11 protein-coding genes are annotated in these 13,628 nt (G+C 70.0%); 10 read left to right on the plus strand and 1 reads right to left on the minus strand.

Annotated features, from left to right (window positions below; all coding sequences use genetic code 11):
* Nucleotides 1-114 precede the first annotated feature (114 nt).
* The 9 genes from ACWCSU_RS33795 (at nucleotide 115) to ACWCSU_RS33835 (ending at nucleotide 10,722) form a co-directional block, all read left to right on the plus strand.
* Entirely contained in the window at nucleotides 115-783 is a 669-nt protein-coding gene (locus ACWCSU_RS33795; RefSeq protein WP_357694236.1) for an amino acid ABC transporter permease, read from the plus strand.
* Nucleotides 780-1,697, plus strand: a complete 918-nt coding sequence (locus ACWCSU_RS33800; RefSeq protein WP_357694238.1) for an amino acid ABC transporter permease — start codon at nucleotides 780-782, stop codon at nucleotides 1,695-1,697. The genes ACWCSU_RS33795 and ACWCSU_RS33800 overlap by 4 nt, the downstream gene beginning before the upstream one ends.
* Nucleotides 1,698-1,862: 165 nt before the next feature.
* On the plus strand, nucleotides 1,863-2,714 hold the full coding sequence (locus ACWCSU_RS33805; RefSeq protein ID WP_449940716.1) for a glutamate ABC transporter substrate-binding protein: 852 nt from the start codon (nucleotides 1,863-1,865) through the stop codon (nucleotides 2,712-2,714).
* A gap of 40 nt (nucleotides 2,715-2,754) precedes the next feature.
* On the plus strand, nucleotides 2,755-4,560 hold the full coding sequence (locus ACWCSU_RS33810) for a S9 family peptidase (protein ID WP_449940442.1): 1,806 nt from the start codon (nucleotides 2,755-2,757) through the stop codon (nucleotides 4,558-4,560).
* A 203-nt stretch (nucleotides 4,561-4,763) separates the two neighbouring features.
* On the plus strand, nucleotides 4,764-6,590 hold the full coding sequence (locus ACWCSU_RS33815) for an ABC transporter substrate-binding protein (protein ID WP_449940445.1): 1,827 nt from the start codon (nucleotides 4,764-4,766) through the stop codon (nucleotides 6,588-6,590).
* Nucleotides 6,591-6,650: 60 nt separating this feature from the next.
* Nucleotides 6,651-7,688, plus strand: a complete 1,038-nt coding sequence (locus tag ACWCSU_RS33820; RefSeq protein ID WP_357694245.1) for an ABC transporter ATP-binding protein — start codon at nucleotides 6,651-6,653, stop codon at nucleotides 7,686-7,688.
* Nucleotides 7,688-8,686 (plus strand): ABC transporter ATP-binding protein, encoded by a 999-nt coding sequence (locus ACWCSU_RS33825; RefSeq protein ID WP_364094269.1) that lies wholly within the window; start codon nucleotides 7,688-7,690, stop codon nucleotides 8,684-8,686. The genes ACWCSU_RS33820 and ACWCSU_RS33825 overlap by 1 nt, the downstream gene beginning before the upstream one ends.
* The gene (locus ACWCSU_RS33830; protein WP_449940448.1) at nucleotides 8,683-9,684 is read left to right on the plus strand and encodes an ABC transporter permease; all 1,002 of its coding nucleotides are present in this window, start codon (nucleotides 8,683-8,685) and stop codon (nucleotides 9,682-9,684) included. Before ACWCSU_RS33825 ends, ACWCSU_RS33830 begins: the two co-directional genes overlap by 4 nt.
* Before the next feature lie 75 nt (nucleotides 9,685-9,759).
* Entirely contained in the window at nucleotides 9,760-10,722 is a 963-nt protein-coding gene (locus ACWCSU_RS33835) for an ABC transporter permease (protein ID WP_357694251.1), read from the plus strand.
* A 271-nt stretch (nucleotides 10,723-10,993) separates the two neighbouring features.
* Here ACWCSU_RS33835 and rny read toward each other — a convergent pair whose 3' ends face one another.
* Nucleotides 10,994-12,610 (minus strand): ribonuclease Y, encoded by a 1,617-nt coding sequence (gene rny / locus ACWCSU_RS33840; RefSeq protein WP_449940451.1) that lies wholly within the window; start codon nucleotides 12,608-12,610, stop codon nucleotides 10,994-10,996.
* Nucleotides 12,611-13,141: 531 nt separating this feature from the next.
* On the opposite strand from rny, the gene ACWCSU_RS33845 reads away from it, so the two are divergent.
* Entirely contained in the window at nucleotides 13,142-13,543 is a 402-nt protein-coding gene (locus ACWCSU_RS33845) for an NUDIX hydrolase (RefSeq protein WP_364094262.1), read from the plus strand.
* Nucleotides 13,544-13,628: the final 85 nt, after the last annotated feature.

Genomic DNA, 13,628 nt, shown 5'->3' on the forward strand with positions numbered 1-13,628 from the left:
GCTTTTTGGTTTTTATGGTGTGGTAGCCGCGGCCCCCGGCTGGGGGTAGCAGATACACCCCCCCGGGGGGGGGGGGGGCACCCCGCCCGCCGCCGCTCTATGCGGTGGAGCACGATGGATGAACTAATCAAGTACCTGCCCGACCTCGCGATGGGCTTCTGGGGGAACATCAGGATCGCGCTCGTGGCCGCGGTCGTCTCGCTCGTCCTCGGGACGGTCCTGGCCGGGATGCGCGTCTCCCCGACGCCCGTGCTGCGCGCGGTGGGCACGGTCTATGTGAACGTGGTGCGCAACACCCCCCTCACCCTGGTGCTGGCGTTCTCGGCGCTGGGCCTGAGTGACAAGCTCGGCCTCGTCTTCTCCGGCGAGCCGCGGACGAACTCCTTCTGGATCGTCTCGATGGGCCTGTCGGTCTACACGTCGGCGTTCGTGTGCGAGGCGGTGCGCTCGGGCATCAACACGGTCCCGATGGGACAGGCCGAGGCGGCCCGGGCGATCGGGCTGAACTTCATGCAGACACTGCGGCTGATCATCCTGCCGCAGGCGTTCCGATCGGTCATCGCGCCGCTGGCCAGCGTGATGATCGCCATGATCAAGAACACGACCGTGGCGGTCGCCGGCGGGTACGCCGCCGACGTGGCCGCCGAGATGAAGCTCACGTTCGACACGACGGGAGCCTCGATCCCGATCTTCCTCGGGGTGGTCGTGGCCTTCATGATCGTGACCATGCCGATCGGCTTCTTCTCCGGCTGGCTGGCCCGGCGTCTGGCGGTGGCCCGATGAGCGCGTCCGTGCTGTTCGACGCCCCCGGACCGCGGGCCCGGCTGCGCAACCACCTGCTGACGGCGATCAGTGTCCTGGCGGTCCTGGCCGTGGCGTACTTCGTCTACCGGGGCTTCGACGCCAAGGGCCAGTGGGACGGCAAGATCTGGCAGCCGTTCCTGACGGCCGAGGTGTGGCAGGAGTTCATCCTGCCCGGCCTGCTCGGCACGCTCAAGGCGGCGGCCACCGCGGCGGTGCTCGCGATGGTCTTCGGCGCGGTCTTCGGCCTGGCCAGGCTCTCCGACCATGCCTGGATCAGGGTCCCGGCGGCCACGGTGGTGGAGGTCTTCAGGTCCATCCCGCTGCTGCTGCTGATCTTCTTCATCTTCTACCTGGCGCCCGCCATCGCCGGGGGCGGCGACTACGCCTTCATCGCGGTGGTGCTGGGCCTGATGCTGTACAACGGCTCGGTGCTGGCGGAGATCGTGCGCGCGGGCGTGCACGCCATCCCCAAGGGGCAGGCCGAGGCCGCCTACGCGGTGGGCATGCGCAAGAACCAGGTGCTGCGCCTGGTGCTGCTGCCGCAGGCGGTCACGACGATGATGCCGGCGATCGTCAGCCAGCTCGTGGTGCTGCTGAAGGACACCGCGCTCGGCTACATCATCGCCTACGTCGACCTGCTCAACACCGGGTTCAAGATCCTGCCGGCCGCGTACTTCGGCTCGCTGATCCCGGCGGCGATCGTCATCGGCATCATCTACGTGGCGCTCAACATGACGCTGAGCCACCTGGCCACCCTGCTGGAGCGGCGCAGCCGTCGCAGCAGGAAGACCACGGCGCGGCCGATCGCCACCCCGGGCGCGGCCTCCGTCGGCGTGGGCACCGGCCAGGGCACCGAGGGCGGCGGCATGGCGCCCGACATCCCTGTGGAGTGACCGGCGGGTACGGCGGCGGGCTCGCGGGCCCGCCGCCGTACCCCCGCGGACGGCTCCGGAGCTCCCGGCCGCCGCCGTCTCGTAAAGAAAGCCTCAGATCTTCGCCCACGCGGCACGGGACCGGCCCTCCGGGGCCGCCCAGCCCGCAGACTCCTGTGCGTGCGGATGCGTGGAGTCGTGGTGGCGCTGGCCGGCGCGGCCGCGGTCGCCGTACCGGTGGCGTGCGGTGGCGGCGGCGCCTACTCCAGCGTCGTGGGCAAGATCAAGGGCACCGGCCACGTCATCGTGGGCACCAAGTGGGACCAGCCGAGCCTGGGCCTGAAGTCCGGCCCCGGCGACCCCGTGGGCTTCGACGTGGACGTCGCCCGGTACGTCGTCGCCAAGCTGGCCGGCGGCCGGCCCGTGCGCATCACCTGGTGGGAGGCGCCCGCCGCGGGCCGTGAGGCGCTGCTCCAGAACGGCACCGTGGACATGGTGTTCGCCACCTACTCCATCACCGAGTCCCGCAGGCCCAAGGTCACCTTCGCCGGCCCGTACGTGCTCGTGCACCAGGACACGATGGTCCGGGCCGATGATCCCACCATCCGCGAGGTCGGCGACCTGCGGGGCAAGCGCGTGTGCCAGGTGGCCGGCTCCAACTCCTTCAAGCGGGTCGCCGCCCCTCCGCCGGACGGCAAGCTCGACCTGCCCGTCGTGGCCGTGCCCGCGGCCAACTACTCCGACTGCGTGCGCAAGCTCTCCGCGAACGAGCTCGACGCCGTCTCCACCGAGGACCTGTCCCTGGCCGGCTTCGCCCAGCAGGCCCCCGGCCAGTTCCGGCTGCTCAACGACCCCTTCACCGACGAGTTGTACGGCATCGGGCTGAAGAAGGGCGACATCAAGACCTGCGAGGCCGCCGGCCAGGCCGTGGCCGAGATGTGGCGGGACGGGACGGCCACGCGGCTGCTGCGCAAATGGTTCGGCGACACCGGGCTCAGGCTGCCCACGTCGATGCCGCCGCAGGAGAGATGTTCTTGATCGCGCCCCACGGCCCCGGATCTTCCGGCAGGATGCGGGTATGCCTTTCTGGCCGTCCCCCATCTCCGCCCGCGACGTCGCCGCCGCCGGTCTGCGCCCCGGATGGCCCGTCGCCCGGGGTGGCCGGGTGTGGTGGACAGAAGACCGTCCGGGTGAGGGCGGCCGCACCGCGATCGTGTGCCGCGAGGCCGACGGCACCTGCCATGACCTGCTGCCCGCGCCCTGGAGCGCCCGCACCCGCGTCCACGAGTACGGCGGCCGCCCCTTCACCGTGACACCGGACGGCGACGTGGTCTTCGCCGGGCTGGCCGACCAGCGCCTGTACCTTGTCGGGCGAAACGGCCAGCCGAAACCCCTCACCGCCGAGGGCTCCCGCTACGCCGACCTGACCGTCCGCGACGGCGAGGTCTGGGCGGTGCGCGAACGCCACGGCGAGCACGGCAAGATCGCCCGTTCCGTCGTGTCGATCCCGCTGGCGGGCGGCGAGCCCCGCGAACGGGCCTCGGGCCACGACTTCTACGCCTCGCCCGTCCTGTCCCCCGACGGCGCCCACCTGGCCTACGTCTGCTGGAACCACCCCCGCATGCCCTGGGACGGCACCGAGCTGCGCGTCGTCCGGCTGCGCGACGGGCAGACCCGCACGGTGCTGGGCGGCGAGGCCGAGTCCGTCCTGTCGCCCGCCTGGAAGGACGACTCCACCCTCTACCTGGTCTCCGACCGCTCCGGCTGGTGGAACCTCTACGAGTGCGGCCTCGACGGCGGGGCGCCGCGGGCGTTGTGCCCGGCGGAGGAGGAGTTCACGCAGCCGCCGTGGCAGCTCGGCGGGGCGCCGTACACCGTGCTCGGCGACGGGCGGCTCGCGGTCCTGCACGGGCGCGGCGACCTGCGGCTGGGCGTGCTCGACCCGGCCACGGGAGCGCTCCACGACCTCGACCTGCCCTACACGGGCTGGCAGGCCGCGCTCGCGGCCGACGGCATGTCCGTCACGGGCATCGGGCACGCGGCCAGGCTGCCGCGGTCCGTCGTTCGGGTCGACGTCGCCTCCGGCCGGGCCGAGCCGCTGGCCCACGCCGCCGAACAGTTGCCCGACCTGTCCGGGCTGCCCGATCCGCGGCCGGTGGTCGTGCCGGGCGAGCGGCCCGTCCACGCCTTCCTCCACCAGGTCGGCGAGGAGCCCACGCCGTACGTCGTCTTCGTGCACGGCGGCCCGACCGCCCACTCCGACACGGCGCTCGACCTGGAGAAGGCGTTCCTGACCTCGCGCGGCATCGGCGTGCTCGACGTGAACTACGGCGGCTCCACCGGCTACGGCCGCGCCTACCGGGAGCGGCTGCGCGGCCAGTGGGGGCTGGTCGACGTCGCCGACACGGTCGCCGCCGCGCAGTGGCTGGCCGACTCCGGGCTGGCCGACCCGGCCCGGATCGCGGTGCGCGGCGGCAGCGCCGGCGGCTGGACGGTGATGGCCGCCTGCTGCCGCTCCGGCGTGTTCGCGGGCGGGGTGTCCTACTACGGCGTCAGCGCGCTCGCGCCGCTCGCCACGCACACCCACGACTTCGAGTCGCGTTACGTGGAGTGGCTGGTCGGCGACGACCCGGCCGTCTACGCCTCCCGGGAGCCGCTCGGCCTGGTCGACGGGGTGTCCTGCCCGATGCTGCTGCTCCAGGGGCTCGACGATCCGGTGGTGCCGCCCGAGCAGTCGACGGCCTTCGCCGACGCGTTGTCCGAGCGCGGAGTCCCCTGCACCTATCTCGCTTTCGACGGCGAATCCCACGGATTTCGCCGGCTGGAGACGCGGGTCGCGGCCCTGGCCGCCGAGCTGGCCTTCTACCAGCAGCTATTCAGTTAATGTCGCGATCTCCAGACAATTCCCGTACTGAACCAGCATTACCGACCAGTCGCTGATCGCAAACAGTTACGTAACCGACCTCGACAGTCTTCCTCCGGCATGGGTTGCTCGATTCAGTAAACGTGGGGCGCGCGTCGCGGCCACGACACGCGCCCCAGCTGTGCCAGCCAAGAACACCCCCATCTCGGCACGAGGGAGGCCAGATGGCCAGCTTGCGCCATCTCAGCATCATCACGGTGGCGGCGGCAACTCTGCTCGCCACCTCTTGCGCGACGCAGAACGGAACCAGCAACTCCGCTCCGCCCACCGCGGCGAGCCAGAGCTCCGGCAGCCCCGTCTCGGGCGGCACGCTCAGGCTCGTGGGATCGGGCGACGTCGACCATCTCGACCCGACCAGCATCTACTACGTCGTCACCATCGCGATCATGCGCGGCTACTCGCGCCAGCTCTACGCCCTCCAGGGCGTCGCGGCGGGAGCCGACACCACCAAGGGCTACGAGGTGCTGCCCGACATAGCGACCGAACTGCCCACCGAGGCGAACGGCGGTCTGAGCGCCGACAAGCTCACGTACACGATCAAGTTGCGCGACGGCGTGCAGTGGGACACCCAGCCGCCGCGGCCGGTGACGGCGGGCGACTTCGTCCGCGGGTTCAAGCGCATCTGCAACCCGGTGGCGGGCTCCGGCGCGCCCGGCTACTACACCAGCACGATCAAGGGCATGGCCGAGTACTGCGACGCCTACATCAAGGCGTTCGAGAAGGCCAAGCCCACCGCCCAGGCCCTGGCCGACTTCCAGAACGGCCACGACATCGCCGGCGTGCAGGCCAAGGACGACAAGACGCTCGTCTTCACCCTGACCCAGCCGGCCGGTGACTTCCTCAACATCCTGGCCCTGAACTTCGCCTCGGCCGCGCCGCAGGAGTACGACCAGTACGTCCCCGACGACGCCACCTTCCGCCAGCACGTGATCTCCAACGGCCCCTACAAGATCGCCTCGTACGTGGCCACCAAGTCGATCCGGCTGGAGAAGAACCCCTCCTGGAAGCAGGAGTCCGACCCGATCAGGCACCAGTACGTCAACGCCATCGACGTCAAGATGGGCGTCGGCGAGCCGGACGCCGTCCAGCAGCAGATCGAGGCCGGCAGCGCCGACCTGTCCTGGGACCTGCCGGTGCCGACCTCGCAGATCCCGCAGCTCAAGGGCAACGACCCCAACTTCACCATCTTCCCCGGCGCGGTGACGAACCCGTACGTGGTGTTCAACCTGCAGAGCAAGAACGCGGGTGGGGCGATGGGCAAGCTCAAGGTCCGCCAGGCCATCGAGTACGCGATCAACAAGACCGCCATCGCCAAGATCTACGGCGGCGCCGACGTCGCGACCGCGCTGCACACGGTCATCCCGCCCGGCAACATCGGCTACCAGGAGTACAACCCGTACCCGACGCCGGGTGACCAGGGCGACCCGGCCAAGTGCAAGCAGCTGCTGAGCGAGGCCGGCTACCCCAACGGGCTGACCCTCATCGGCGCCTTCCGCAACGCGGGCAACCACCCGGCCAACTTCCAGTCGTACGCGGCCGACCTGAAGAAGTGCGGGATCACCGTCAAGGGCCTGCCGCTGCGCCAGGGCGACTACTACACCTACCTGCAGACGCCCTCGCACGCCAAGAACAGCGAGTGGGACCTGTCGGCCCCCGGCTGGATTCCCGACTGGTACGGCACCAACGGCCGTGCGGTCATGCAGCCGCTGTTCCAGACCAACTGCAACCCCGGCACCAGCAACTACGGCTGCTACAGCAACCCCAAGGTGGACGACCTGATCAAGCGGGCGCTCGCCGAGACCGACCAGGCCAAGGCCGCGGCGCTGTGGCACGAGGCCGACCAGACGGTGCTGGCCGACGCGGTGATGGTGCCGCTGAACAACCAGAACACGCCGCTCTACAAGAACAAGCGGGTGCAGAACGCCCTTTACCTGCCGTCGTACCAGGTCTACGACGTCACCAACCTCTGGCTGAACCCCAACACGCCTTGACGACCGGTGTCTCGCGGGCTCGCCGGCAGGCGGGCCCGCGGGACACCGCGAGGGAGACATATGAGCCTGCTTGAGGTAACCGACCTCCAGGTGTCCTTCCCCACATCCGACGGCGTGGTCCAGGCGGTGCGGGGGCTGTCGTTCACCGTCGATCGCGGCCGGACGCTGGCGATCGTCGGCGAGTCCGGCAGCGGCAAGACCGTGAGCACCCAGGCGATACTCGGGCTGACCCCCGACGCCGACATCTCGGGCACGGCCCTGTTCGAGGGCATCGACCTGCTCGGACTCGACAACGAGCAACTGCGCCGGATCCGCGGCGCGGAGATCAGCGTGGTCTTCCAGGACCCGCTGACCAGCCTCCACCCGCTCTACAAGGTCGGCTGGCAGATCGAGGAGCTGATCCGCGTCCACAATCCGGGCACCCGCCGCGCCGAGGCCAGGAAACGGGCCGTCGAGCTGCTGGGCCTGGTGGGCATCCCGCGCCCCGACCGCCGGGTGGACGACTACCCCCACCAGTTCTCCGGCGGCATGCGGCAGCGGGCGATGATCGCCATGTCGCTCGCGCTCAATCCCAAGCTCATCGTCGCCGACGAGCCCACCACCGCGCTGGACGCGACCGTCCAGGCGCAGATCCTTGAGCTGATCGGGCGGGTGCAGGCCGAGTTCGACATCGCGCTCATCCTCATCACGCACGATCTCGGCGTCGTGGCGGGCATGGCCGACGAGGTCCTGGTCATGTACGCCGGGCTCGTCGTCGAACGGGCCGACCGGCGCACGCTCTACTACGACCCGCACCACCCGTACACCAAGGGCCTGCTGGAGTCGATCCCGGGCAGCACCGGCGACCGGGGCGGCCGGCTGCGGCCCATCCCCGGCTCGCCGCCGAGCCTGATCGCGATCCCGTCCGGGTGCGCCTTCCATCCGCGCTGCCCGTACGTGATGCCGGTCTGTCCCGCCGAACGGCCGCCGCTGTCCTCCATCGCGGGCGCGCGCGGGCACGCCTCGGCGTGCTGGCTGCCGCACGAGGCGATCGGGCTCGGCGCGGAGGCGGAGGCGCTGCGCAAGCGGGCGGCGCGGGTCACGGCGGAGGAGGCGTGATGCTGCTCGAAGTCGAGAACCTCGTCAAACACTTCCCCATCACCAGCGGCATGCTGATCAAACAGACGATCGGGCAGGTCAGAGCCGTGGACGGCGTCAGCCTGGAGCTGTCGCCCGGCGAGACGCTCGGCCTGGTCGGCGAGACCGGCTGCGGCAAGTCCACGCTGGCCCGGTGCATCGCGGGCCTGCATCCCATCACCTCCGGCAGCGTGCGCTTCGACGGCGCGGACATCACCAACCTGCCGCGACGCCAGATGAGGCCCTACCGGCGCGACATCCAGATGATCTTCCAGGACCCGTACGGCTCGCTGAACCCGCGCCGGCGGGTCGGGTCGATCATCGCCGACCCGCTCGTCATCCACCGGGTGCAGAGCGGCCAGGAGTTGCGGCGTACCGTCCAGGAGCTGATGGAACGGGTCGGGCTCAACCCCGAGCACTACAACCGTTTCCCCGCCGAGTTCTCCGGCGGTCAGCGGCAGCGCATCGGGGTCGCGCGGGCGCTCGCGCTGCGGCCCCGGCTGATCATCTGCGACGAGCCGGTGTCGGCACTCGACGTGTCCATCCAGGCCCAGATCCTCAACCTGCTCAAGGACCTCCAGGACGACTTCGGGCTGACCTACCTGTTCATCGCGCACGACCTGTCGGTGGTACGGCACGTCAGCGACCGGATCGCCGTCATGTACCTGGGCAAGGTGGCCGAACTGGCCACCGCGGAGGAGCTGCACACGGCGCCGCGTCATCCGTACACGAACGCGCTGCTGTCGGCGACCGCCGTGGCCGACCCCGACGAGGCCGAACGGCGGCACCGCATCATCCTCACCGGCGACGTGCCCTCACCGATCGACCCGCCCTCCGGCTGCCGCTTCCATCCTCGGTGCCCGAAGGCGCGCGAACGCTGCTCGGCCGAGGAGCCGCTGCTGGTGCCCCAGGAGCACCTGGTCGCCTGTCACTACCCCGTCGAGGCGGGCGAGGACCTGACCGCCGGGAGGACCGCATGACACTCACGGAGATCCGCCCGGACGTCGTCGCCGACCGCACGATCGCCGGACGCAGCCCCTGGCAGCTCGCCTGGGCCCGGATCAGGTCCGACCGGGTGGCCCTGATCTCGGGCATCGTCGTCGTGCTGCTGTGCCTGCTCGCCCTGGCCGCGCCGCTCATCTCGGCCTGGAACGGCCACGACCCCGACGAGCAGTTCCGCGACACCGGCATCACCGACCAGGGCCTGCCCGTCGGGCCCAACGGCGAGTTCTGGTTCGGCACCGACCGCCTCGGCCGCGACCTGTTCATCAGGGTCCTGTACGGCGCGCGCGTCTCGCTGCTCGTCGGCGTGGTCGCGACCGGCGTGGCGGCGCTGATCGGGGTGGTCGTCGGGCTGCTGGCCGGGTACTACGGCGGCGTCATCGACACCATCCTGTCCCGGCTCATGGACGTGGTGCTGTCGTTCCCGTACCTGATCTTCGCGATCGCGGTGGTGTCCATCGCCGGGCCGTCGCTGACCGCGACGATCGGGGTGATCTCGTTCTATTCCTGGGCGGCGATCGCCCGCGTGGTGCGAGGCCAGACCCTGTCGCTCAAGGAACGCGAGTACGTGGAGGCGGCCAGGTCCTTGGGGGCCGGCGACGCGCGGATCATGTTCGTGGACATCCTGCCGAACCTGCTGGCCCCCGTCATCGTGCTCACCACACTGCTGGTGCCGGCCGCGATCGTGTTCGAGTCCACCTTGTCCTATCTGGGGCTCGGGATCGTGCCGCCGACCCCGTCGTGGGGGAACCTGCTGAGCGAGGCCCAGGGGTTCTACCGGGTGGCGTACTGGTATCTCGGGTTCCCGGCGGCGTCGCTGCTGATCACGACGCTGGCCTTCAACCTGGTCGGCGACGGGATCAGGGACGCCATCGACCCCCGGATGGAACGGCTGTTCAGCCGGCGACGCCGCAAGCGCCGCTCCCGGCCGGCTCCGGCTCCCGCCACCGGGAGGTCCGATGCCGCGACTTCGTGACCCCGCCCGGCGGTCTTGGAAACCTTGCAGGTCACGCGGCGGGACGCCGGGACTTCGTCAGGAGGTGGAGGGCTGATGCTGCGACGGTTCCTGCTGCGGCGGGCGCTGCTCGGGCTGCTCGTGTTGTGGCTGGTCTCCCTGGGCACGTTCTTCCTGTTCTTCGTCGCCCCCGGCGACCCCGCCCGTACGCTGGCCGGCCGCCAGGCCACCCCCGAGCAGGTCGAGCTGATCCGCCACAACCTCGGCCTCGACCGTCCCACCATCGTCCAGTACTTCGACTACCTGGGCCGGCTCGTGCACGGCGACCTGGGCCAGTCGTACTTCTCGGGCGAATCGGTGGGCAAGCTGCTCGCCCAGGACTTCCCGCCGACGTTCTCGCTGGTGCTCGGCGGGGCCGTCCTGTGGCTCTGCCTCGGCGTCGGCGCCGGCGTGCTCAGCGCCACCCGAGTCCGCTCGTTCCTGGACCGCGCGCTGACCACGCTGGCCCTGGCCGGGGTCTCGATGCCGACGTTCGTGGTCGGCCTGCTCCTGCTGTACTTCTTCTTCTTCCAGCTCACCATGGCGGGCGCCCCGATCCTGCCACCCGACTCGTACGTGCCCTTCTCCGAGAACCCCGGCGAATGGGCCCGGCACCTGATCCTGCCGTGGATCACGTTGGCCATGGTCCAGGCGGCCTCGTACGCCCGGCTCACCCGGGGGTCCATGCTGGACGTCCTGGGCGAGGACTACATCCGTACCGCCCGTGCCAAGGGCGTGCCCGAGGGCCGCGTCATCTACCGGCACGGCCTGCGCGCCGCGCTGACCCCCGTGGTGACGCAGCTCGGCGTGGACATCGGCACGCTGATCGGCGGGCTGGTGGTGACGGAGTCGGTCTTCGGGCTCGGCGGCATCGGGCAGGCGGTGGTGCAGGCGTTCGTCAGCGGGGACCTGCCGGTGATCATGGGCGTCGTCGTCCTGGCCACGACCGCCGTAGTGGTGGCCAACCTGATCGTCGACATCGCCTACGGCCTCCTCGACCCAAGAATCCGCCTGGCCTGACACCGCCCCGGGATCCGCCCGGCCCTCACATCGACCCCGGGAGCCGCCATCGCGGGAGACGGCACCTTCCGGCGGGCGCGACCGCCCCGCGCCCGCCGACCCGCCTTCCCCCCGTTCCTTTGACCTGCGCCCTTCCCCGGACCCGCGCCCTTCCCCGGACCTGCGCCCTTCCCTTGGCCTACGCCCAACCCCTGGGCCCGCGCCCTTCCCCTGGCCTGTGCCCTACCTCCGGACGTGCGCCCTCTCTCGGGGGCAGCATGCGTGTGGGGGATCAGCGGGCGAACTCGGTGGCGCGGGACTCGCGTACCACCGTGATCCGGATCTGCCCCGGGTACGTCAGCTCCTCCTCCACCTGCTTGGCCACGTCCCGGGCGATCACCTGCGCCTGGATGTCGTCGATCGCGTCCGGCTTGACCATGACCCGGATCTCCCGCCCGGCCTGCATGGCGAACACCTTCTCCACGCCCTCGTACGACTGCGCGATCTCCTCCAGCCGCTCCAACCGCTTGACGTACGCCTCCAGCGACTCCCTGCGCGCCCCCGGACGGCTGCCGCTGATGGCGTCGGCCGCCTGGGTGAGCACCGCCTCGACCGTACGGACCTCGACCTCGTTGTGGTGCGCCTCGATGGCGTGCACCACGTCCTCCTGCTCGCCGTACCGGCGGGCGATCTCGGCGCCGATCAGCGCGTGACTGCCCTCGACCTCGTGGGTGAGGGCCTTGCCGATGTCGTGCAGCAGCGCGCACCGCTTCATGAGCTGCTGGTTCATCTTCAGCTCGGCGGCCATGATCCCGGCGATGTGCGCGGACTCGATCAGGTGCTTGAGCACGTTCTGACCGTAGGAGGTGCGGTAACGCAGTTGCCCGAGCAGCAGCGTCAGCTCGGGGTGCATGTCCGTGATGCCCAGCTCGACGAGCGCGTCCTCGCCGGCCCGCGCGCAGAGGTCCTGCACCTCCTGGCGGCTGCGGTCGTGCGCCTCCTCGATCCGCTGCGGATGGATGCGCCCGTCGAGCACCAGCTTCTCCAGCGTGAGCCGCGCAGTCTCCCGGCGAACCGGGTCGAAACACGACAACAACACCGCCTCAGGCGTGTCGTCGATGATCAGGTTCACGCCCGTAGTCGACTCGAACGCCCGAATGTTGCGCCCTTCGCGCCCGATGATCCGGCCCTTCATCTCGTCACCGGGCAGATGCAGGACGCTGACCACCGACTCCGCCGTCTGCTCGGCCGCCACCCGCTGAACCGCCAGCGTCACGATCTTGGTGGCGCGCTTCTCGCCCTCCTTGCGGGCCTCGCCCTCGATCTCCCTGATGATCAGCGCCGCCTCGCGCTTGGCCTGGTTCTCGATCTCCTTGACCAGCTCGGACTTGGCCTGCTCCCCGGTCAGCCCGGCGACCCGTTCCAGGATCATCCGCCGCTCGTCCTCGACCTGGAGCAGTTCCTCGCGCCGGTCGGCCAGCTCGACCTCGGTCTCGGCCAGCTTCCTGTCCCGCTCGGACTGCCGCCTGGCCTCCTCGTCGAGCCGCTGCTCGCGCTCGGCCAGCCTGGCCTCCCTGCGTTCGAGATCGGTCCGGAGCTCCTTGAGCTCGGACTTCAGGATCCGGCTCTCCTCCTCGACCTCCCGCCGCATCTGCGCGACGCTCTCGGCGGAGCCCTCCGACCTGCGCAGAATCTCCTCGGCGTCGCTCTCCGCCTTGGTGCGGATCTCCTTGGCGCGTTCCCGCGCCTCCTCAAGCTCCGCGTGTACGGCCTCCACCTGCTCAGGGCTCGGCTGGGCCTTACGGGGCAGACCGCCAGAGGTACGGCGTATGACGACGAGCAGCGCCACGATCATCCCGAACGCGAGCACGAGCACCGCCACCATCAGCACCACGACAAGCGGCTGCATGCGCGCCCCGCCCTCCTCGCGTCGTCGACACCTCATAACGCGGACCCAAATCGGGAGGGGTCACGTGCGCGCCACGGAAAGCCCGGTCGGCGTCGTCTCCAGGACCGATGTCAGGCCAAGGCGGACCGGGCATCGGCCCTCATAGCCGACACCTCGCCTGCCTCGATCAACCGAGCTCGTTCGTCCGTCGTTCACCGTATGGCAATCCGCGCTGCGCGGAGTAACTCCTCACTGCCGTCGAGGTTATGCGTCGAACAGGTCACGAGCAAGCAAACGCGTCCTCAAGCGTGTCTTACGGGACCGCATCTCCCCAATCAACCACATAACCCACGATCACCCCCATTTGTCCCCCACCCTCACCCCTCCAACCCCCAAAAGCCCAGCCAAAGCCCAACAATCCAAACCCATCATGAAACCTTGGCCACCTAGGTCTGCAGACCATCCATGCGACTCAGCCCTGCCCACAAGCCCGCAACCGCAACCCGTCCGTACGCTTCGACCTCGGCCCGTCCCCTCGAACAGGAGCACACAGTGGACAACACCATCGACAAGATCGCCTGGATCCACCTGGACGACGGCAAGATCCTCAGCACCCGCTCGCGAGGCAAGACCGTCTACTACCTCCCCGGCGGCAAGCGTGAGCCCGGCGAAACCGACCTCGACACCCTGATCCGCGAGATCGACGAAGAGCTCTCCATCGCCATCGTCCCCACCACCGCCAGCCACGTGGGCACCTACCGTGCCCAGGCGCACGGCCACGCCGACGGCATCACCGTGCAGATGACCTGCTACACCGCCGAACATCACGGCGTACCGACACCCAGCGGCGAGATCGAGGAGGTCACCTGGCTGACCTACGCCGACCGCGACCGCGTGTCCCCCGTCGACCAGATCATCTTCGACCACCTGCACCAGACCGGACACCTTCACTGACCCAGCCACGCCCGAACCACTCCCCGGGCATCACCCGCCACCCGCCCTCGATCCCCTTGAGCTCCGGACCTGACGGGCTCTGGGC

Source organism: Nonomuraea sp. NPDC001699, from assembly GCF_053596455.1.